The sequence below is a fragment of the Kribbella sp. NBC_01510 genome, from assembly GCF_045040325.1.
In the GTDB taxonomy this organism is placed as follows: Bacteria; Actinomycetota; Actinomycetes; order Propionibacteriales; family Kribbellaceae; genus Kribbella.
Genome location: NZ_CP109418.1, coordinates 1,746,055 through 1,766,051, shown reverse-complemented (window position 1 = coordinate 1,766,051; position 19,997 = coordinate 1,746,055). Strand labels below are relative to the sequence as shown.

The window sequence follows — 19,997 nt, the reverse complement described above, 5'->3', positions numbered from 1 at the left end:
CACCGCCGACTCCGAGGTGGTCCTGCTTCCCGAGCAACCCGCGCTCGGCCTCGGCCGCCACCGCGTCGAGAGGCGCGCCGGTGGACGCGGTGACCACTGCGGCGACCAGGCCCTCGACCAGTGGCGCGCTGGACAACCGGACGCGCCCGGCGAGCTCGGGATCGACGAACTCCAAGGCCAGTTCGGCGCTCAACACGGCACTGCCGAGGTCGAGGAGAATCAGTACGCCGTCCGGGCTGTCGGCGGTCGTGATCGCCTCGGAGACCGCCGCCGCGTCCGTGCCGAACGTCGTCTCGTCCAGCCCGGCCGCGACCGCGATCACCGGACGGCTGTCCTCAGCAACCATCTCCGACGCCAGCCCCACCGCCGCCGCAGCCAGCGCCCGGCTGTGCGACACCACCACGATCCCGATCATGGGAGCGTGCGAGCAGCCGACTCCAACAGCAACGTAGTACTGGTCGCACCCGGGTCCTGGTGGCCGGCGCTGCGCTCGCCGAGGTAGCTCGCGCGGCCCTTCCGTGCCACCAGCGGCACGGTCGCATCCCGGCCCTTGGCGGCCGCCTCCGCCGCCGCGGTCACCGCACCGGCGAGATCCGATCCGCCTGCCACGGCAGCGTCGTACGCGTCCAGGGCCGGCGCCCAGGCGTCGTACATGGTCTTGTCGCCCAGCTCCGGCTTGCCGCGCTGAAGGATCCCACCGACCCCGGCCGTGAACGCCTCCCCGATCGTCGCCGGGGTCAGTTCGGCGCCGGCCAGCGCGGTCCCGAAGCGCAGGAAGAACGTGCCGTACAGCGGCCCGCTCGCCCCGCCGACCTTGCTGACCAGCGTCATCCCCGCCTTCTTCATCAGCTCGTCGACCGACCCGAACGCGGTCCCGTCCAGGACTTCCACGATCGCCCGGAACCCGCGGTCCATGTTGATGCCGTGGTCCGCGTCTCCGATCGCCGCGTCCAGTTCGGTCAGGTACGCCGCGTTGTCGTGAAAGGTACTCGCGGCATCCCGCAGCCAGTTGACGAAGTTGTCCACTCCCATGCTCACGCGCCCCAGCGTAGGCCGGGGGTGTTCACCGGTGCGTCCCAGAGGCGTACCAGTTCGTCGTCCACCTTCAGCAGCGTGACCGAGCAGCCGGCCATCTCGAGGGAGGTGATGTAATTGCCGACCAGAGAGCGGGCGACGGTGATGCCCGCGCGGTCGAGCAGTTTGGCGACCTCGTTGTACATCAGGTACAGCTCGATCAGCGGCGTACCGCCCATGCCGTTGACGAAGGCAATGACCGAGTCGCCTTGCTGATAAGGAAGGTCGCTCACCACCGGGTCGACGAGCATCGCGGCGATCTCGCGAGCCGGTGCCAGTGGCAACCGTTGCCGGCCGGGCTCGCCGTGGATGCCGATGCCGACCTCCATCTCGTTCTCGGCCAGGTCGAACGTCGGCTTGCCGGCCGCCGGGACCGTGCAGGACGTGAGCGCCATGCCCATGCTGCGGCCGTTGTCGTTGACCTTCTTCGCCAGGTCCGCGATCTCCTGCAGCGGGCGCTCCTCCTCGGCCGCCGCGCCGACGATCTTCTCCAGCAGCACGGTCACGCCGACGCCGCGGCGGCCGGCGGTGTAGAGGCTGTCCTGTACGGCGACGTCGTCGTTCGTCACCACCGACAACACCTCGGTGCCGGCGTCGGCGGCGGCCAGTTCAGCGGCCATCTCGAAGTTCATCACGTCGCCGGTGTAGTTCTTCACGATGTGCAGGACGCCCGCACCCGCGTCGACCGCCTTGGTCGCGGCCATCATCTGGTCCGGCACCGGCGAGGTGAACACCTCACCGGCACAGGCCGCGTCGAGCATCCCGGGTCCGACGAACCCGCCGTGCATCGGCTCGTGTCCCGACCCACCGCCGGAGATCAGTCCCACCTTGCCCGGCCTCGGGGCGTCCTTGCGGTACACGATCCGGTTTTCCAGATCCACCCGCAACCGATCCGGATGCGCTGCCGCCATCCCCTGCAGCGCCTCACTCACAACATCACCAGGTTCGTTGATGAGCTTCTTCATGCCACCCATCTGAGCACACGCCCGCCCGGAACGGGAGTCCCACGCTCAGGCCGCCGTCGTCGACGGCAACGGGATCGACCGGATCGATCGGCTCACCGTGAGCGGAGGAGCCGCGACGGTGATCAGAACGCCCAGGACGCAGACTCGGCGCGCTGATGGCCGGTCTGCCGCGTCCTGGTCGGAGGCCGGACCCGGATCCGGTGACCTGAGACAGCTTGCGGTGGGCGGAGACCTGCAATACCAGGGCCCCTCCCACCACGTCCTGTCCCAGGCCCTCCCACCAGGTCCTGTCCCAGCCCCTCCCACCACGTCCTGTCCCAGCCCCTCCCACCACACGTCCTGTCCCAGCCCCTCCCACCACGTCCTCTCTCGGGCCTCGGCCACCACGTCCTGTCTCGGGCCCCGGCCACCATGTCCTGTCCCGGGCCCCGGCCACCACGTCCTGTCTCGGGGCCCGGCCGACCGCGGGATCCGCCGCGGCCTCGCGCAGGTACCGGGGACCGCGGACAAGGCACAACCTGTCCGAGGACCCCAGAGGGTGTCCCAGGTCCCGCAGCTCGGCACCGATCCCACCGCCACCAGCACGAACCCCGCCCCGTTGCAGCAACCCCCGGTGTGGTCCACCACGGTGGCGGCCGCTGCGCGCGGGATCGGCTGGGCGGAGGCTGATCGGATGCCGTTGGAGGCTGGGACGTGCAGCTCGACAGGAAGTGTCGGCCCCGGCCGCGGCCGGGCGGCCGGTTTCAGGCGTGAATGCCTGACCCGGCCAACACCCCGGTACCGACACATCCTGTCGAGCTGCACATCCCAACCGCCCCACACTCACACCACCCCACACATCCAGCAAGACAGCCGAAATGGCCTCCACCAAACCCACCACGACCTGTCCCAGCCCAGCACGACCTGTCCCAGCCCAGCACGACCTGTCCCAGCCCAGCACGACCTGTCCCAGCCCACCACGATCTGTCCCAGCCCACCACGATCTGTCCCAGCCCACCACGACGTGCCCCCAACGCGCCGGCTCCGGTCCCGCCCGGTGCTGTGTGTCGGCGCGGACATGGCCCGATCGACCCATCTCATGGGTTGACGTCCGAGATGGTGGGTTGGCGCCCCGGAATCCGGTACGCCAACCCACCGCATCGGACGTCAACCCACCGCATCGGACGTCAACCCACCGCATGGGACGTCAACCCACCAGATGCGCACGCCGGGTCGCCTACCGCCTGGGCGAGTTGGCGAACCGCCGGACAACCAACGCCGACCGCGTGCCCGGCATACCTGTCGGGCCGGTGGTTTCACCGATGACCTACCGCCCGTCACATCACCCACACATGAAACAGAAGTACCGGCTGACCCATCAAATGGCCAGGCCCATCAAATGGCGGCGCGGTTCACGTGGTCGCGCGGCGAGGGTGCGGGGTCGGTCAGTCCTTGGGGCGGAGGAGGGGGCGGACGACCTCGCGGGCGTCGTGGATGCGGGACTTGACGGTGCCGAGCGGGGCGCCGACGAGAGCGGCGATCTCCTCGTACGAGAGGCCGTAGACGTCGCGGAGGACGAGTGGGGTGACCATCTGCGGGCGGTCGCGTTCGAGGGTTTCGAGGGCCTCGAGCAGGTCGAGGCGGGTGCCGGCGATGACGCTGGTGGTGCGCGGGTCCGGCTTGTCCATCGTCTCCGGGTTGTGCGCGGCCTGCGCCGTACGCTTCAGCTTGCGGTACGTCGAGCGCGCCGAGTTCGCCGCGACCGAGTGGACCCAGGTGGAGAAGCTGCTCCGGCCGGAGTACGTGCCGATCTTGGTGGCGATGTTCAGCAGCGCCTCCTGGGCCGCGTCCTCAGCATCCGCCGAGTACGGCAGCACGCTGCGGCAGATCCGCAGTACACGCGGGTAGATCTGCCGCAGCAGGTCGTCCATCGCGTGTTTGTCGCCCGCCTGGGCCCGCTCGGCCAGGGTCCCGAGGTCGTCGGTCGGGCTGGTGCTCTCGCTCATCTGCGCCTTCGCTGTCGATCGGCCCCCGGCCTGGGACTCTTGGTACTCCATAATGCCTTGTATGGGGGTCCCAACCAGGCTTGGCCGCTACGTCGTGCGACGACGCCTGGGCTCGGGTGGTTTCGCTACGGTATGGCTTGCTCACGATGAGCAACTGGATGCCGAAGTGGCGATCAAGGTGCTCGCCGACAACTGGGGGCACGACGACTCGGTCCGGCAGCGGTTCCTCGAGGAGGGCCGGTTCCTGCGCCGGGTGGAGTCCGAGCACGTCGTCCAGGTCCACGACGTCGGCGAACTCGAGGACGGCCGGCCCTTTCTCGTGCTCACGTACGCCGACCGCGGCACGCTGGCCGATCGACTGAAGAAGCAGCCGCTGCCGGTGGCCGAGGCCGTCGACGTCGTCGTCCAGGTCGGCCGCGGCCTGCAGGCCCTGCACCGGCGCGGCCTGCTGCACCGGGACGTGAAACCGGCGAACGTTCTGTTCCGCAGCACGGACGACGGCGAGCGCGCCGTACTGTCCGACCTCGGCCTGGGCAAGTCCCTCGACGAGGTGTCGCGAATCACAATGCCCGGCGGCACCCCGTCGTACGTCGCTCCCGAACAGGCGATGGGTGAGCGGCTGGACCAGCGGGCCGACCAGTACTCGCTGGGCGCGGTCGCGTACGCCGCTCTGACCGGGAGGTCACCGCATCAGGTGGACGGGCTGGGCGCGGCGAGCCGGGTCGAGGCCGCGCCGCCGCCGAGCTCGCTCGGGTTCGACCTGCCGGATCTGGTCGACGCCGCCATCGTCCGCGCACTCGACCCGGACCGGGAGAAGCGCTGGCCGGACGTCCAGTCGTTCACCCGCGAGCTCGTCGGCGCGTTGGACGAGACGACCCACGACTTCCCGCTCTCGATCCGCGAGTCGGTGACGGTCGCCGTACCCGCGGGCCCTGAGGAGGACGGCGAGCCGACCGCCCTCAGCGATGCGAACACGCCGACCATCGTCAAGACGTCGTCCACTCCGGACGCCGACTCGAGTGTCGGGGTGCTGGCGGCGGCAGTCGAGTCCGCAGCCGCAGAGCTTGCGGCCGAAGGTACGGCGGAGTCGCCGACGGGGACCGGGACCGCCGGGGCGCAGCCCGAGCCCCCTGCCCCGCGGAAGCGGCAGCGCGGCCGGTGGGTGATCGCGGCCCTACTCGCGCTGATCGTGGGCGGCGGCGCGGGCTTCGAGGGGCAGCGTTATCTGGCGGCGCGCGAGCTGATCGGCGTCAACTACAGCGGGTTCTCGCTGACCCTCCCGCGCGGCTGGGCGAAGTCGGTGGCCGACTCTGAGTGGCAGCCGCCAGGCAGCTCCAAGTCGTATCCGGCGCTCCGGCTCAGCCAGGACGGCGACTGGTCGACGCGCACCCCGGGCGTCTTCGTCGGTGTCACCGATGCGCGCGACGTCAAGCTCGCCTTGGTCGCCAGTCCGCAGTTGAACTGCAACACGCTGGGGGATCCGACGCCGTCGACCGGCGACGGGCGGACGGTGACGGATCAGGTTTCCAGCGGCTGTGGGGACGGCGGCGCTATGCTCTTCCAGCGAGTCGTGGACACGGGGACCACCGGCTCGATGCTCATCCAGGTCCTGCTGCCGAAGAACCAGCCCGACCGCGCCCGCGAGATCGCCGAATCGGTCCAGTACACCGGCTGATGAGCACCGGCCCTGTTGTCCCAGCACGCTTGAGGAATCCCTGGTGCGAATCCCGACGGAACGGCTCCGGCCGTCCCCTGCGCTGATCCAGTCGACCCGGCGGCGCTTCTACCGCCTCCGCTCCACGATCTTCCGCACCATCTGGCCGATCGACTGAACGATCAGCTACACGGTGAGCCAGGTAGCCGCGAGGCCGAGGAGCCAGAGGCCGCCTCCGAGCCAGGCCAGGGTGTGCAGGCCGCTGACCATGTTGTGGCTGACGACTGCGCCGTACACGGCGACGCCTAGAGCACCTACCGCCTGGCGGCAGGTGTTGTTGACGCCGCTGGCCAGGCCGGCCCGGTCTGGCGGAAGGGACGCGACGGCTGCGTTGACGACCGCGGCTGTCAGGAAGCCCATGCCGAGGCCAAGACCCAGCTCCACCGGTACGACGGCCGCGTAGCCATCGCGTACGCCGAGCAGACAAAGCGATCCGGTGGCGCCGAGGATCAGTCCGATCGTCATGGGCAGGCGTGGGCCGTAGCGGGCGGTGATCCGGCCGGACACCGGTCCGAGTACTGCGAGCGGGAGGAAGAGCGGGATGAGCTCGAGACCAGCCCGGAACGCGTTGTGGGCAAGGTGTTCCTGCAGGTAGAGCGTCATCACGAGCACTGTGCCGAGGCCGACGAAGTTCATCAGTCCGGCAACCACGTTGGCGCCGATGAAGTCCGCGCCGATCCGCAGTCGGGTCCGGGCACGCTTGTGCGCTGTCTGCACTCGGGGCACGAGCCGCCACGCCACCGGCAGGCCGATGGCGATGATCGGCAGATTGATCAGGAAGACCGCACGCCAACCGAGCCCGCTGACCAGTGCGCCACCCAGGAGAGGCCCAGAAGGCAGCGCAAGTGCTCCCGCACCGGCCCAGATGCCGACCGCGCGTGCTCTTGACCCACTGTCGGCGTACAGGTCGGTGATGACGGCCAGGGTGCCGGGGAGGAGTAGTGCGGCGCCGACGCCCTGCACTGCTCTTGCTGTCACGAGTCTTGCTGTCACGAGCAGCTGGATATTAGGGGCCGCACCGCAACCCAGCGACGCGAGGCCGAAGACAGCGAGACCTGCGAGCACCACGCGCCTATGGCCGATCCGGTCGCCCAATGCGCCGAAGACGAGGAGCAGTGCGGCCAGCGTGATCATGTATCCGGCGACAACCCACTGCTGCCCGGTCAGACTGGTGTCGAGCCCGGTCCGGATGGACGGCAGAGCCACGTTGACCACTGTCACGTCCAGCTGGACCAGGAAGATTCCGATGCAGAGCAGGCCGAGCAGCATGCGTCCCACCCTCCCACCGGAAAACTTCGGGCTGCGCCGAAGTGTGGCGATGTCAGCATGGAGACATGAACGGAGATGCCGACATCGCACGCGCGGCCGCTCCCGAGCGGTCACGCTCGCCCCGACCGGCCGTCAGGAGCTGAGTAAGCTCGTCGAGCTGTCCAGGAGCTTGTCGAGGGTGTTGGTCAGCGAGGTGTGATCGGCGAGTCGTCGCGAGCGGCCGAGTCGGCGGCGTGCTGCAGGACGTCTTCCAGCGCGGCCTGGTCCTGGGGGAGTCCGGTGACCGCGATCTCGAAGGTGCAGAGACCGTCGCCGTTGGCAACCCAGCGGACGACTACGTAGCGGACCGAGTTGTCCGGCACATAGGTGTAGACGAGCGTCGCGTCGTGGGTGTCGGGATCGACGGTCTGGGACTTGATCGAGAGCATCTGGTTGGCGGGGACCGTCCCAAGATCCACGAGCTTTGCGGCCATCGAGTCGGCGGGGGACCGGCGGATCGTGAACCCTGCCTCGATCCGCAGCCAGCGCTTGCCGGTCGGGTCGGTGTAGCGGCCGATCTTCGGGGGATCCGGCTGGGTGAAGTTCCAGTTCCCCGGCACCCGGAGGCTGACCTCCGAGCGCACCACGCTGGTCGCGGCGAACTGGCGGGTCTTGTAGTGGAGGTCGTCCGCGTTGAGCGGTTCGCTGTTGTCCGGCACGATCTTCTTCGGCGGCGGGGTCGGCGTCGTACCGACCGTGGGTGATGGTGTCGACGGCTGGAGACTTCCGAGCGGGGCGGCCACGCCGGATGCGTCCGACCGCTCGGCGGTCGTCAACAGCCCGACGCCGTACCCGCCGGCGCCGCCGATGGCGATGACCGCCACCAGCCCGGACGCCAGCAGAGCGCCAACACTCCCCCGTCCAGCCACGCCGGCCCCACCTCCCCAGCTCTCCCTAAACCAAGGACCCGCAAACTGGACCCCAGGTTGCATCCCTCAGATAACAATTCCGTGAAACACCCACCCCGACGAGTCAGTCCTCCGGGGTTACCGACTGGGCTGCTTCGTCGGCGACCAGTTCGAGGGCCTTGGCGTCCTGGGGGAGGCCGGTGATCGACATCTCGACGTTGGCCAGGCCGTCGCCGGCGGTGGCGACCCAGCGGACCATGACGTAGCGGACCGTCTGGGTCGGAATGTAGGAGTAGATCAGCGTCGAGATCGGCCGCGACTGGCCGTCGTCGCCGGTGACGGTGTCGTCGGTCTGCGAGACGATCTGGAAGTTGTCCTCGTACGGCAGGCTCGACTTCAGTTGGGCGATCAGCCGGTCCCGCTGCTGAGCAGGGGTCAGCTCGACCCGGAAGCCGGACTCCACCCGCACCCCGCGTTCGCGCAGGGAATCCAGGAACTTCACCTCACCCGGCGCCTTCTTGTTCACCGACTTCTCCCAGCCCGCCGGCACCCGCACCGACAACCGCACCGGCGGCAACGACTCCTGGTGAACCGTGAACGTCTGTTTCCGGAAGTCCAGGTCGTCCACCGTCAGCGCGGGCAAGTTGCTCGGCACGGGGGTCTTGACCGGCAGGGACGGCTCGCTCGGGGAGACGTCGCCGATGGGGACGGCGTTGCCGGAGGCGGTGGGGAGGGGGGTGTCGAGGTAGTCGCCGGTGAAGTAGCCGCCGGTGGCGCCGAGGGCTACGGCCAGGAGGAGCAGACCGGTCAGGAGTAGTCGTTTCACCCGGGCACCGGTCCTGGACTCACGGACGCGGTGTGCGGGGAGGGCAGGGCAGGACCGCCGGTCGGCAGTACGGCGTACGCCGTACGGGCCGGGTCGGGAGAGGCGGTCGTGAGCACGGTGACATCTTCTCAGGCGAGGCGGGCCGCGGCGCAAAATCCGCGGCGGACGGCTTTTCACACCGATCCAGACTGAATCCTTTCAATGAGGTCTTGACACCCTCCGGGGGCGTCCGTAGCGTCCCGCGTGTCAAAAGTAACACCATCTCGCGGTTACTTCACATCGCCCGGCGGTATCTCAGCGTTCCATGCTCAGGAGGAACCATGACACTCGATCAGTCCGTCAGCCGAAGGCGGCTCCTGCAGCTGATGGGTGGCGCCGCAGCGGTCGGCACGCTGGCAGCCTGCGGCGGCAACGGCGGCTCGGCGTCGTCCGGCGGTCAGCTGAAGGTGATCGGCGCCGGCAGCCAGGAAGCCGGTCTGCGCAAGGCACTCGACGACTACAAGAAGGTGCACTCGGACTTCGACTTCAACCTCTCGTTCTCACCCGCCGATCAATTGCAGACCGCGCTCCGCGCCCAGCTCGCGGCCGGCAACGCGCCCGACCTGCACGCGGTCTACCCAGGCAACGGCAGCGCGATGTCGATGGTCCAGCTGAGCAAGGCGAACCTGCTCGCCGACCTCAGCGACCAGTCCTGGACGCAGAAGGTCCCGGCCGGCTTCAAGGGCGCGTTCGGGCAGGACGGCAAGACCTACATCTTCTCGCCCGGCACCAGCGTGCTCGGCGCGATCTACAACAAGAAGGCGTTCGCCACCGCCGGCGTCGAGCCGCCGACCACCTGGTCGGAGCTGCTCACCGTCTGCGACAAGCTGAAGAAGAAGGGCATCGTCCCGATCGCACTCGGCGCGCAGACGCCGTGGGTGACCCAGCTGATCGACTACGCGCTGGTCCCGGGCACGGTCTACGCCAAGACGCCCGACTTCGACGACAAGATGATCGCCGGCAACGCGTCGTTCGCGGACTCCGGCTGGGCCGACGCGATGACGAAGTACCTGGAACTGCAGCGGCGCGGCTTCTTCAACGACAACCCGAACGGTACGACGTACGAGCAGGCCACCTCGATGGTCGGCACCGGCAAGGCCGCGATGGCCGTCCAGGTGTCCGCGGTGCTGCAGGCGTTCCGCGAGGCGTCGCCGTCACCGGACGACCTCGGCATGTTCCCGTTCCCGGCGACGGATGTTGCCGCCGACAACTGGATCCCCGGCGGCGTGGTGGTCGGCATCGCGGTCAGCGCGAAGAGCAAGAAGGCCGAGCAGGCGAAGAAGTTCATCGAGTACTGCGGTCAGCCGGAGACCGTGAACGCGTGGGCCGAGGCGGTCGCGTGCGTCCCGCTGTACTCCGACGGCGACGCGAAGGTCGACCCGGTGCTGACGCCGTTCCTGCCCTACCTGAAGGACGACAAGGCCGTCCCGTTCATGGACCAGCGTTGGCCGAACGCCGAAGTACAGCCCACCCACTTCGCCGTCGTCCAGGAGCTGCTCGGAGGCAAGACCACGGTCGACGGCGCGCTCAAGAAGATGGACGAGGCCTACCGGAAGTCCGCATGACCATCACTGCAGAGGCGGTACGCCGCGACGCCGTGAAGGTATCGCGGCGTCGCCGGGGCGGTATCACGCCGCCCTGGCTGTTCGCCGCTCCCGCCCTGGTCGTCTACGCGCTGGTGATGCTCTACCCGAGCATCGTCGGCGCGGGTTCGGCGTTCACCGACTGGTCAGGTGTGGGCGAGTCGCGCTCGTTCGTCGGGCTGGAGAACTTCGAGCAGCTCTTCCACGACGACCAGGCGCTCGGGGCGTTGCGCAACACGTTGTTCCTGACCATCGCGATCGTCGTTGTGCAGAACGGGATCGGGCTGCTGCTCGCGCTCGGGGTGCACGCCGGCATCAAGAGCCGGATGGTCCTGCGCGTGGTGTTCTTCGCGCCGGTCGTGGTCAGCCCGGTGATGGTGTCGTTCCTCTGGAAGTACGTCTACAACCCCGCGCCGGACGCGGGACTCAACGCCGCGCTGAACGCGATCGGGCTCGGCTCGTTGCGGCAGGACTGGCTCGGGAACCCGTCACTGGCGATCTGGTCGGTCGCCTTCACAGTGATCTGGCAGTGCGCGGGCTACTCGATGGTGATCTTCCTGGCCGGTCTGGAAGGCGTTCCGCAGGAACTGCACGAGTCTGCAATGGTGGACGGCGCCGGGACGGTCGCGCGATTCCGGCACATCACCTGGCCACTGCTCGCGCCCGCGGTGACGATCAACGTGATGCTGTCGACGGTCGGCGGCCTGACGTTGTTCACCCAGATCATCGCGATGACAAACGGCGGGCCGGGGTACGCCACCGACACCTTGTCGACCGTGCTGTACAAACAGGCCTTCGTGTACGGGAAGTTCGGCTACAGCACCGCGGTCGCGCTGGTCCTGGCGATCTTCGTCGCGGCGGTGTCCTTCATCCAGATCGGGTACCTGCGCTCGAGGGAGACGACGGCATGAGGAGCGGCTACCGGCCCCGCACCCTGGTCCGCGAGGTCGTCATGATCGCGGCCGCGGTCGCGTTCCTGTTCCCGGTCTATGCGCTGGTGACCTTGGCCTTCAAGGATCCGGAACAGATCGCGAACAAGCCGCTGTCACTGCCCGATCCGCCGTCGGTCGGCAGCTTCTCGAAGGCCTGGCAGTCAGCCGCACTCGGATCCGCGCTGCTCAACAGCACGCTGATCACCGTGTCGAGTGTCCTGATCCTGATCGTGCTCGGGTCGCTGGCGGCGTACTTCCTGGCCCGGACGGCGTCCCGGCTGAGTTACAGCCTCTACATCCTGTTCCTGGTCGGCATCATCCTGCCGTTCCAGCTCGGGATGATCCCGCTGTATCAGGTGGTCAACGACCTGGGCCTGCTCGGGACGTACCAGGGCATGATCCTCTTCTACACGGGGATCCAGCTGCCGTTCACGGTGTTCCTCTACACCGGATTCATCCGGTCGTTGCCGGCCGACTACACCAACGCGGCGCTGATCGACGGCGCCTCGCATCTGCAGGCCTTCGGCTACGTGATCTTCCCCCTGCTGCGGCCGATCACCGGGACCGTGCTGATCCTCAACGCGGTCCACATCTGGAACGACTTCTTCACCCCGCTGCTGTATCTCGGCGGCTCCGGCCGGGAGACGGTCCCGGTCAGAGTGTTTGCCTTTGTCAACGAGTACACCTCCGACTACGGACTCGTCGCAGCCGGCCTGGTGCTCGCGGCGCTGCCGATCCTGGTGGTGTTCCTGGTCCTCCAGCGCTACGTCATCCGCGGCTTCTCGTCCGGCCTGAAGGGTTAGCCGGTAGGGCCGGCAACAGCACACCTCGTGCAGCTCGACAGGATGTCTCGGGCGACAGAACGGGGATCACGGCGTAGGCATGCGGCCGGCGACGAGGAGTGGGCGTATACGTCCTGTCGACCTGCACCCTCCCTGGCATGAGGACACCCACACCGCCCTACTGAACGGCCTTGGGTCAACCCGTGAGATTCTCCCGCCGAGAGCCTCCCGCGGAGCGTCTGCCTGCGGGAGGCCGGTGGCTCAGTGCCGTGGAACCGGGACTCCCCGGCGGGCGTCGTACTGCGCATGAAGCTCAAGGTCCGGGTCGTGCACTACCGATGTCAGGGGCGCGACTGCTGGTACGCCGACATCGATGACGCGGACGATCGCCAGCCCGACGATCCCTACTGGTGCGCCGACGGCTGCCGCACGCAGGCCGAGGCCATCACCGCCGCGTGCACCCAGCTCGCGGCCCTGGACCAGGCGATCGCCGCGGGCACTCTTCCCCGCCGGATCAGCGAGATTCCGGCCCGCGGTAGAACCGCGGCCGCCTAACATAGGGCGATGCTCGGGGAATCGGACGGCACGACAGGCAACGCCACGATCGAGCAGATCGGCCGGCGCCGGACCTTCACCACGACACTCCAACTCGCGCTCATCCTCGCGGTGGTCCAGTGGCCGATGCGGGCCGCGGTCCACGACGCGGCCGGCTCGGCCATCGCGTGCGAGGTGCCCGGCCGGCTGTCGCTGCTGGTCGACGCGATGTTCATCATGGCCTACGTCTACGCGGCGTTCCGGGCTTACAAGTACGTCAAGTTCCTCACCCGTCAGTCCTTGCTCAATCGTGAATCCTGGCAGGGGATCGCGGCGATCGGCTCGTGGCTGGTCTTCGGCGCGGCCGGGCTCGACGTCGTCGAAGACATCCGGCTGTGGAGCGAGTTCGGCGCGTCGACCGGCGCGTGCGCTGATCTGTCGACGGGCTGGTTGACCTGGCTGATGCGGGCGGTCGCACTGGTCGGAGCGCTCGTACTCGCGGTCTCCTTGTTCGCCACGAGCCGGCTGGGCCAGCGGAAGTTGTACGGCGTCCGGCTCGACCCACCGGTGACGTTCAAGCGGCCGATGGACGATGGCAAGGACTCCGGCCGGCTCGTGATCACGTGCTCGGGCGGCGGCATCCGTTCTGCGTCGCTCTGTCTCGGCGCGCTGCAACTCCTGCGCGAGCGAGGCCTGTACGACAAGGCCTCGACGGTGATCGGCGTCAGCGGCGGCGGCTACATGGCGGCGGCCTTCCACGTCCTGCGGCGGACCTGCACCGACCCGTTCTCACCCGGCTCGCCGGAGCTGGCGAGGCTTCGCCGGCAGACCCGCTACCTGTTGTCGGGCGGCCGGGCGATGTTCCGCGCGGCGCTGTCGGTGCTGTTCGGTCTGGTCGTCAACCTGTTGCTGATCGGGATCATGCTCCGCGCGATCGCCTGGGTGCTCGGCTGGTTCCTGGCCGACCGGCAGGTGATCCTGCCTGGATACTCCGAGATCCGGGTCGACTGGCGGCCGAACGACTCGTGGTTCTTCGTCGGCCTGTCAGTCGGCCTGCTCGCGGTCAGCGCCGCGATGTTCGTGATCGAGAAGGTCTGGGATCGCTGGGCCCGGATGCCGGACGCGGTCCGCACGGTCCTGACGACGATCGGGAACGTCACCCTCCGGTACGGCCTACCCGTCGCGGGGCTGCTCCTCGGCGTACCGGGAGGCCTTTATCTCTTGGGGGAACTGCCCGGTGACTCGTCCGATCAGCCGAGTCTGCCGTCCGCCTTGCTGGCGTTGGTCGACCCCACGAAGCAGGGTCTCGCGTCGTTCACCACGTTGGTCGTCGTACTGATCGGGCTCGGCAAAGCGGTGTTGAACGGGCTCGCGGTCGAGGGCAAGTCGGCGCCCGGGGTGCGGGCCCGGCTGCTCGCGTTCGCGCGGACCGAGCTGGCGCCCTGGGTGGGCAGCGCGATCATCATCGTTGCCGCGGTCATCGTGTTGCTGCGCTGGACCGGCGGCTACGCGACCGACCGTTCCTATCAGGAGGACTGGAACGTCGCGTTGATCCTGGCCGCGATCGCGCTGGCGATCAAGCTGCTCACCGACGCGAACCGGACGTCGCTGCACTCCTTGTACCGGGAGCGGCTGTCGCGCGCGTTCCTGGTGACGCGCAAGGACAACGGCGCCGCGGTCGCACTCGACTACCACCTGCGGCTGCGGTACTCCGAGTGGGCGAAGCCGGTTACCGGCGGTCCGCAACTCGTCATCGCCGGGGTCGCGAACGTCGACGACCCGGACTTCGTGCCGACCGAGCGGGACTGCGTCCCGTTCATCTTCGATGCCGAGCAGATCGGGATCGTGGGGGACCGGTCGCTACCCGACGGTGGGCACCGTACGACGGACGATTACGAGCGCGAGGCCGACGTACTCAAACGCGAGGTGACGGTGCCGGCGACGATGGCGATCAGCGGTGCGGCGCTCAGCCCACTCACCGGCCGGGTGAATGGCCGGACCAGGCCGGTCCGGCTGCTGCTCGCCGTACTGAATGCCCGCCTGGGTGTGTGGCTGCCGAACCCGTACTGGAACAACCGCGCGGAGCCCGCCTTCCCCGAGCAGCACGGCTTCGTGCCGAAGGTCCGGCGCTACATCGGCAGCGTGATCGACAAGCCCGGCCCGTACCGCCTGCTGCACGAGGCTGTCGGGTCGCCGTCGATGTACGAACGGCGGATCTACGTGACCGATGGTGGTCACTACGACAATCTCGGGCTGGTCGAGGCGCTCCGTCGCAAGCCGGCCCAGGTGATCGTGATCGACGCTTCGAACGACGCCGAGGACCGGCTCACCGCGCTGGCCGAGGCGATCGCGACCGCGCGGATGGACCACGGCATCCAGATCGACATCGACCCGGCGCCGATGATCCGCGGGCCGAAGCCGCGCGCCGACCGGGCCTGGGCGTACGGCATCGCGACGCATCCGCTCCAGGACGGCGAGGAGAAGCAGTACAAGACCGAGATCTTCTTCGTGAAGGCGGTGCTGGCCGGCCAGCTCGAGTGGGATCTCGAGCAGTACGCCGTCGAGCACTCGGACTTCCCGCGCCGGACCACGGGCGACCAGTTCTACGACGAGTGGGATTTCGAGGCCTATCGGGCCCTCGGGTACGCGCTGACCCAGTCCCTCACCGATCACCACCGCGTCGCCGCCCGGCTCGCCGACTTGTAACACTCCGTCACGGTGACTGGATGTAATCCCCGAGGGGGACTCACCATGGCGACATTCAACTCACCACCGGGCTGGCCTGCGCCGCCGACGCCCGACTGGCAACCATCAGCGGGCTGGCAGCCCGACCCGTCCTGGCCGCCGGCGCCTCTCGGCTGGTCCTTCTGGCTGAACGCGCGCGGCCTCCGCTCCCGCGGCCCGAGTAGGCGGTACGGCGCTGAGCCGCCGCTGAAGCTGGTCGCGGGCTGGGTGGCCGGCGGGACTGCCTTCCTCGTCATCCTGGCGGCGATCGGTGGTGGCGGCAGCGAGGCGTCGACCGCCGCCACGTCGGTCCCTGGCCCTGCCGTGACAGTCCCCGGGCCGACCACCACCGTCACGGTGCGGCAGACGGTTCCCGGGCCTACGGCAACTATCACGCCGCCGCCGCTGCCGGCCCGGACCGTGACGATCAAGGCGCCGCAGGCAACTACCACGGTGACGGAACCTGTGCCGCTGGTGCAATTGCCTCAGGCCGTCAAGCCGGGAAAGACGACGGCACCCCCGGCAGCGGCTTACTACGCGAACTGCTCGGCGGTGCGGGCGACCGGCAAAGCGCCTTTGTACGCAGGGGATCCGGGCTACGACTCACACCTGGATCGCGACCATGACGGCGTGGCGTGCGAGTGATGCCTTGACGACACTCTGTAATCACGGCTGAATCTGTGGATAACCCGCGTTCGGGCTGTGGACAAGGCAACGGAATCTGTGGACAAGGCAACGACTGCGGATGCCGATGCACGTGCAGTCCGCCTGGTGAGCGGGTGGTTGCCGTCGACCGGTGCTGGTGGTCTGATGGGTGACCGTGCACCGGGCGAAACTTTACGAAGATTTAGCCGTGACGTTCGGCGCGCCAGGTCGTTGATCTGTCAGACAGTTCGCGATCAGCGGATCGCTGGGGAATCCGGAGGGACCGCTCGTGTACCGATTCAATCCACCGCCCGACTGGCCGGAGCCGCCGAGTGACACCTGGCGCCCACCTGCGGGTTGGGAGCCCGACCCCGAATGGCCGGACGCGCCGGCCGGTTGGGGCTTCTGGGTCAACCGCAACGGCCGTCGGTCCAGCGGCCCGATCGGCGCCTATGGAGCCATCGACGCCGGCCGCCTGGATCTCGCCACCGCCGACCCCGCCCTGGTCCTGATGCACTCCTGACACCCATCGAGCCGCGACCCGGTCCTGGGTGCGGCTCTCATCACCTCTCCTGCCGGCTAAGCGCAATCGCCGGGAGTGCTCGGCTCCCACACGCTTCCCAGCCGCGGGAGCCGCGTCGCGTCCACCGAGCCGCCGCGTCGTGTCCGCCGAGCCGCGGCGTCGTGTCCGCGGAGCCGCCGCGTCGCCGCCCGCCGAACCGCCGTCCGCCGAACCGCCGTCCGTCGGGCCGCCGTCCACCGAACGGCCGAGCCCCGTCCGGCGAGCCACCGAGCCCCGGGGTCGCCGTCCGTCGGGCCAGCGTCCCCGGGGTCGCCGTCCGTCGGGCCAGCGTCCCCGGGGTCGCCGTCCGTCGGGCCAGCGTCCCCGGGGTCGCCGTCCGTCGGGCCGGCCTCCGCGGAGTTGCCGGGCCGCTGGCCAAGTCGGGCGTGGGGGGCTTGGGTGGGTTCCGGGGGGCGTGAACAGGAAATAACCTGTCGTGGGGCCCCGGTTGCTGTCCGAGCCCCCGGCTTTCGGCGGGCTCTGGGGTGGGCCGGGCGCGAGGGTGGAGCCGGGTTCCGGCGCGAGGGTGGAGCCGGGTTCCGGCGTGGGAGAGGAGCGGGGCTCGGGGGCGGGGTTGGTGGGTTGTGGATCGGGGTGGCGGGGTGACCGAGTTCGGACGTGGGGTGGCGCGTTCTTATCGTCTTCTGGTGTTATGTTATCAATGCAGATAACACCCGACCTGGAGGCGTGATCGTGGCAGGACCCGGCTGGATCGGCGTCGACCTTGGTACGCAGAGCGTGCGTGCCGTGGTAGCCGACGCCGACGGCATTGTCCTGGCGCGCGCGACCCGCCCGCTGACGAGCCACCGCGACGGCGCACGGCACGAGCAGGACCCGCAGGCCTGGCTCGACGCGGTCGACGGAGTGCTGGCCGAGGTGACCCAGGGCCGAATCGAAGGTATCTCCATCTGCTCCACCTCCGGCACGTTCCTCCTCACTGACCCGAGCGGCCGCCCGGTCACCCCCGCGCTCATGTACGACGACGCCCGCGCGGCCGACCGTCGTGACCACATCGTGGACGCCGATCCGGAGCGCTGGTCGACCGCCATGCAGCCCACCTGGGCTCTCCCCAAGATCCTTGCGCTCGTAGCAGACGGTTACGACCTCGCCAGCCAGCGCGTCGTCCACAGCGCCGACTTCGTTGCGGCCCACCTGGTCGGTCACCCGGTCGCCACCGACACCAGTCACGCCCTCAAGACCGGCTACGACCTGATCGCCGATACCTGGCCGACCGCCGCCTTCGAGAAGCTCGGTCTGCCGATCAGCGCCTTCCCCGACGTCGTCCTTCCCGGCACCGAGCTCGGCCGCACCTCGGCCGGCGTCCCCGTCTACGCCGGCATGACCGACGGCTGCGCCGCCCAGATCGCCGCCGGCGCCCTCGCCCCCGGCGCGTGGAACTCGGTCCTCGGTACGACGCTCGTCCTCAAGGGCGTCAGCAAAGACCTCCTCGACGACCCGACCGGTGCCGTCTACAGCCACCGTCACCCCGACGGCGGCTGGCTCCCCGGCGGAGCGTCCAGCACCGGTGCCGGCGTACTCACCGAGCTCCTGCCCGGCGCAGACCTCGACGCGCTGGACCAGGCCGCTCGCGCACTAGGCCCGATCGACGCCGTCACCTATCCGCTCACCAAGACCGGCGAACGCTTCCCCTTCGTCGCGCCGCGGGCCGAGCCCTTCACCCTCGGCGCGACCCCGGACGACCTGCACACGTACGCCGCCGTCCTGCAAGGAGTCGCCTTCATCGAGCGCCTCGCCTTCGAGCACCTCGAAAAGCTCGGCGCCGACCCGGTCCGCTCCGTGTCGTTGACCGGCGGAGCGACCCGCAGCGGCTACTGGAATCAGCTCCGCTCCGACGTCCTCGGCGTACCGGTGGAGCTTCCGGCCGTCCCGGACCCGGCGTACGGCATGGCCGTCCTCGCTGCCTCGGCCGGGACCGAGGTCACCGCGACCGCGCGCAGGATGGTCCGTGTGGACCACATCCTCGAGCCGCGCAAACAATCGCTCGACGACCTGTACGGCGAGTTCGTCGCCGAACTGGACCGCCGGGGGTACCGCGGATGAGGACCACGATCGTCCTGGCCCGTCATGGCCGGACCGCATGGCATCACGGCAACCGGTACACCGGTTCGACGGACCTCCCGATCGACGAGGTCGGCGTACGACAGGCGCAGCAACTCAAGGAGTGGGCCACCGACTACGCGCCCGACGCGCTCTGGTGCTCACCGATGCTGCGGGCCCGGCAGAGCATCGCACCGGCGGCCGAGGCGCTGAGGCTCGAGCCGACGCTGGATGCGCGGCTGCGCGAGGTCGACTTCGGCTCGGCGGAGGGCAAGGTGCTCGGCGAACTCCCGCCGGCCGTGGCCAAGGCGTTCCAGCTGGATCCGGTGCGCGACCACTTCCCGGGCGGTGAGCATCCCGCCGAGGCCGCCGATCGCGTGCACGAGGTCTTCCAGGAGATCGTACGGCGGCATGACGGTCAGAAGGTGCTCGTCGTCGCGCACAACACCCTCCTGCGGTTGCTCGTGTGCAGGGCGCTCGGGTTGCGGCTGAACGACTACCGCAGACTGCTACCTGCACTCGGCCCCGCGGCGTTGGTGCGTTTCCGGTGGGAGGACGGCACAGTGGGTCTCGAGGCGTACAACCTTCCCGCAGTGCGAATGGAGACCCTGGCATGACATCGGATGTCGACGGTGACACCACCGAACTGAGCCGTCCCGCGCGCCGGCAGGCCGAGATCGCGGCCTACGTCGTCAAGCACGGCTCGGTCTCGGCCAACGATCTGGTCGAAGCGTTCGGGGTGAGCGTGATGACGGTGCACCGCGACCTCGACGAGCTCGAGCGCCAGGGCGTGGTGCGCAAGTACCGCGGTGGCGTCAGCGCGCAGCCGACCAGCGTGTTCGAGAGCAACGTGGCCTATCGGCTGAACACCGCGACAGCCGAGAAGGCCGCGCTGGCCCGGCATGCCCGCGCGATGATCGAGCCCGGCATGTCGGTGATGCTCGACGACTCGACCAGCGCGCTGGCCCTGGTCGACCTGTTCGAGGACATCACTCCGTTGACCGTGGCAACGAACTTCCTGCCGGCGATCAGCAAGCTGACCCAGCTCCGGGACATCACCCTCGTCGCCCTCGGTGGGATCTACTCCGCGACGCACGACTCGTTCGGCGGGATGCCGTGCGCGGAGGCGGTCGAGGCGCTGCACACCGACCTGCTGTTCTGCTCGGTGTCCGCGGTGTCGCCGACGCACGCGTTCCACCAGGAGGAGGAGATCGTCCTGGTGAAGCGGGCGATGCTGCGGTCGGCGCGGACCAAGGTGCTGCTGGTCGACCACGCCAAGCTGCAGCGCACCGCCCTGCACCGGCTCGCCCCACTAACCGACTTCGACATCGTGGTCGTCGACGAGAAGACCCCGGAAGACTTGATCACCCCGCTGCGCGACCACGGCGCCACCGTGGAGGTTGCGAAACTCTAGGAGG

General features: G+C 69.0%; 17 protein-coding genes and 1 pseudogene. 11 read left to right on the top strand and 7 right to left on the bottom strand.

Translation table 11 applies throughout. The features are described 5' to 3' along the window. Window positions 1-4: 4 nt before the first annotated feature. From dhaM to OG558_RS08730, 4 genes and pseudogenes are all read right to left on the bottom strand, one after another. Window positions 5-415, bottom strand: a pseudogene (gene dhaM / locus OG558_RS08745) (dihydroxyacetone kinase phosphoryl donor subunit DhaM); the annotation flags it as partial. Further along, window positions 412-1,032: a dihydroxyacetone kinase subunit DhaL gene (gene dhaL / locus OG558_RS08740; protein WP_405072131.1), complete on the bottom strand. Its 621-nt coding sequence runs from the start codon at window positions 1,030-1,032 to the stop codon at window positions 412-414. The gene dhaL and the pseudogene dhaM, both read right to left, overlap by 4 nt. 2 nt (window positions 1,033-1,034) lie before the next feature. Further along, window positions 1,035-2,039, bottom strand: coding sequence for a dihydroxyacetone kinase subunit DhaK (gene dhaK / locus OG558_RS08735; protein WP_405069748.1), 1,005 nt, complete (start codon window positions 2,037-2,039; stop codon window positions 1,035-1,037). 1,424 nt (window positions 2,040-3,463) lie between these two features. After that, on the bottom strand, window positions 3,464-4,024 hold the full coding sequence (locus tag OG558_RS08730) for a sigma-70 family RNA polymerase sigma factor (protein WP_329482663.1): 561 nt from the start codon (window positions 4,022-4,024) through the stop codon (window positions 3,464-3,466). Window positions 4,025-4,076: 52 nt separating this feature from the next. On the opposite strand from OG558_RS08730, the gene OG558_RS08725 reads away from it, so the two are divergent. Then, entirely contained in the window at window positions 4,077-5,699 is a 1,623-nt protein-coding gene (locus OG558_RS08725; RefSeq protein ID WP_405069747.1) for a serine/threonine-protein kinase, read from the top strand. A 165-nt stretch (window positions 5,700-5,864) separates the two neighbouring features. Here the strand turns inward: OG558_RS08725 and OG558_RS08720 are convergent, their stop codons facing one another. From OG558_RS08720 to OG558_RS08710, 3 genes are all read right to left on the bottom strand, one after another. Continuing rightward, window positions 5,865-7,007 carry an MFS transporter gene (locus OG558_RS08720; RefSeq protein WP_405069746.1) on the bottom strand — a complete coding sequence of 381 codons (1,143 nt, stop codon included), beginning with the start codon at window positions 7,005-7,007 and terminating at the stop codon, window positions 5,865-5,867. A gap of 185 nt (window positions 7,008-7,192) precedes the next feature. Continuing rightward, the gene (locus OG558_RS08715) at window positions 7,193-7,915 is read right to left on the bottom strand and encodes a hypothetical protein (RefSeq protein WP_405069745.1); all 723 of its coding nucleotides are present in this window, start codon (window positions 7,913-7,915) and stop codon (window positions 7,193-7,195) included. 103 nt (window positions 7,916-8,018) lie between these two features. Beyond that, window positions 8,019-8,720, bottom strand: coding sequence for a hypothetical protein (locus tag OG558_RS08710; protein WP_405069744.1), 702 nt, complete (start codon window positions 8,718-8,720; stop codon window positions 8,019-8,021). Window positions 8,721-9,040: 320 nt separating this feature from the next. On the opposite strand from OG558_RS08710, the gene OG558_RS08705 reads away from it, so the two are divergent. From OG558_RS08705 to OG558_RS08660, 10 genes are all read left to right on the top strand, one after another. After that, window positions 9,041-10,324, top strand: a complete 1,284-nt coding sequence (locus OG558_RS08705; protein ID WP_405069743.1) for an ABC transporter substrate-binding protein — start codon at window positions 9,041-9,043, stop codon at window positions 10,322-10,324. Further along, window positions 10,321-11,253, top strand: a complete 933-nt coding sequence (locus tag OG558_RS08700; protein ID WP_405069742.1) for a carbohydrate ABC transporter permease — start codon at window positions 10,321-10,323, stop codon at window positions 11,251-11,253. Before OG558_RS08705 ends, OG558_RS08700 begins: the two co-directional genes overlap by 4 nt. Next, window positions 11,250-12,077 (top strand): carbohydrate ABC transporter permease, encoded by an 828-nt coding sequence (locus OG558_RS08695; protein WP_405069741.1) that lies wholly within the window; start codon window positions 11,250-11,252, stop codon window positions 12,075-12,077. The genes OG558_RS08700 and OG558_RS08695 overlap by 4 nt, the downstream gene beginning before the upstream one ends. A gap of 243 nt (window positions 12,078-12,320) precedes the next feature. Beyond that, window positions 12,321-12,611 carry a hypothetical protein gene (locus OG558_RS08690; RefSeq protein ID WP_405069740.1) on the top strand — a complete coding sequence of 97 codons (291 nt, stop codon included), beginning with the start codon at window positions 12,321-12,323 and terminating at the stop codon, window positions 12,609-12,611. A 9-nt stretch (window positions 12,612-12,620) separates the two neighbouring features. Next, window positions 12,621-15,296 (top strand): hypothetical protein, encoded by a 2,676-nt coding sequence (locus OG558_RS08685; RefSeq protein WP_405069739.1) that lies wholly within the window; start codon window positions 12,621-12,623, stop codon window positions 15,294-15,296. Window positions 15,297-15,341: 45 nt separating this feature from the next. Next, window positions 15,342-15,959 (top strand): excalibur calcium-binding domain-containing protein, encoded by a 618-nt coding sequence (locus OG558_RS08680; protein ID WP_405069738.1) that lies wholly within the window; start codon window positions 15,342-15,344, stop codon window positions 15,957-15,959. 289 nt (window positions 15,960-16,248) lie between these two features. Next, the gene (locus tag OG558_RS08675; RefSeq protein ID WP_328524385.1) at window positions 16,249-16,482 is read left to right on the top strand and encodes a hypothetical protein; all 234 of its coding nucleotides are present in this window, start codon (window positions 16,249-16,251) and stop codon (window positions 16,480-16,482) included. Between the two features lie 726 nt (window positions 16,483-17,208). Further along, complete coding sequence (locus tag OG558_RS08670; RefSeq protein ID WP_405069737.1) at window positions 17,209-18,582, top strand: FGGY-family carbohydrate kinase; 1,374 nt, start codon at window positions 17,209-17,211, stop codon at window positions 18,580-18,582. Next, the gene (locus tag OG558_RS08665; protein ID WP_405069736.1) at window positions 18,579-19,196 is read left to right on the top strand and encodes a histidine phosphatase family protein; all 618 of its coding nucleotides are present in this window, start codon (window positions 18,579-18,581) and stop codon (window positions 19,194-19,196) included. The genes OG558_RS08670 and OG558_RS08665 overlap by 4 nt, the downstream gene beginning before the upstream one ends. Beyond that, window positions 19,193-19,993 carry a DeoR/GlpR family DNA-binding transcription regulator gene (locus tag OG558_RS08660; protein ID WP_328524382.1) on the top strand — a complete coding sequence of 267 codons (801 nt, stop codon included), beginning with the start codon at window positions 19,193-19,195 and terminating at the stop codon, window positions 19,991-19,993. The genes OG558_RS08665 and OG558_RS08660 overlap by 4 nt, the downstream gene beginning before the upstream one ends. The last annotated feature ends 4 nt before the right edge of the window (window positions 19,994-19,997 follow it).

Bases quoted from the DNA above. Each gene is read 5' to 3' on its own strand.
- OG558_RS08720 (WP_405069746.1), bottom strand. From the start codon at position 7,007: ATGCTGCTCGGCCTGCTCTGCATCGGAATCTTCCTGGTCCAGCTGGAC.
- dhaK (WP_405069748.1), bottom strand. From the start codon at position 2,039: ATGAAGAAGCTCATCAACGAACCTGGTGATGTTGTGAGTGAGGCGCTG.
- dhaL (WP_405072131.1), bottom strand. From the start codon at position 1,032: ATGGGAGTGGACAACTTCGTCAACTGGCTGCGGGATGCCGCGAGTACC.
- OG558_RS08660 (WP_328524382.1), top strand. From the start codon at position 19,193: ATGACATCGGATGTCGACGGTGACACCACCGAACTGAGCCGTCCCGCG.
- OG558_RS08730 (WP_329482663.1), bottom strand. From the start codon at position 4,024: ATGAGCGAGAGCACCAGCCCGACCGACGACCTCGGGACCCTGGCCGAG.
- OG558_RS08665 (WP_405069736.1), top strand. From the start codon at position 18,579: ATGAGGACCACGATCGTCCTGGCCCGTCATGGCCGGACCGCATGGCAT.
- OG558_RS08725 (WP_405069747.1), top strand. From the start codon at position 4,077: ATGCCTTGTATGGGGGTCCCAACCAGGCTTGGCCGCTACGTCGTGCGA.
- OG558_RS08685 (WP_405069739.1), top strand. From the start codon at position 12,621: ATGCTCGGGGAATCGGACGGCACGACAGGCAACGCCACGATCGAGCAG.
- OG558_RS08680 (WP_405069738.1), top strand. From the start codon at position 15,342: ATGGCGACATTCAACTCACCACCGGGCTGGCCTGCGCCGCCGACGCCC.
- OG558_RS08695 (WP_405069741.1), top strand. From the start codon at position 11,250: ATGAGGAGCGGCTACCGGCCCCGCACCCTGGTCCGCGAGGTCGTCATG.
- OG558_RS08700 (WP_405069742.1), top strand. From the start codon at position 10,321: ATGACCATCACTGCAGAGGCGGTACGCCGCGACGCCGTGAAGGTATCG.
- OG558_RS08705 (WP_405069743.1), top strand. From the start codon at position 9,041: ATGACACTCGATCAGTCCGTCAGCCGAAGGCGGCTCCTGCAGCTGATG.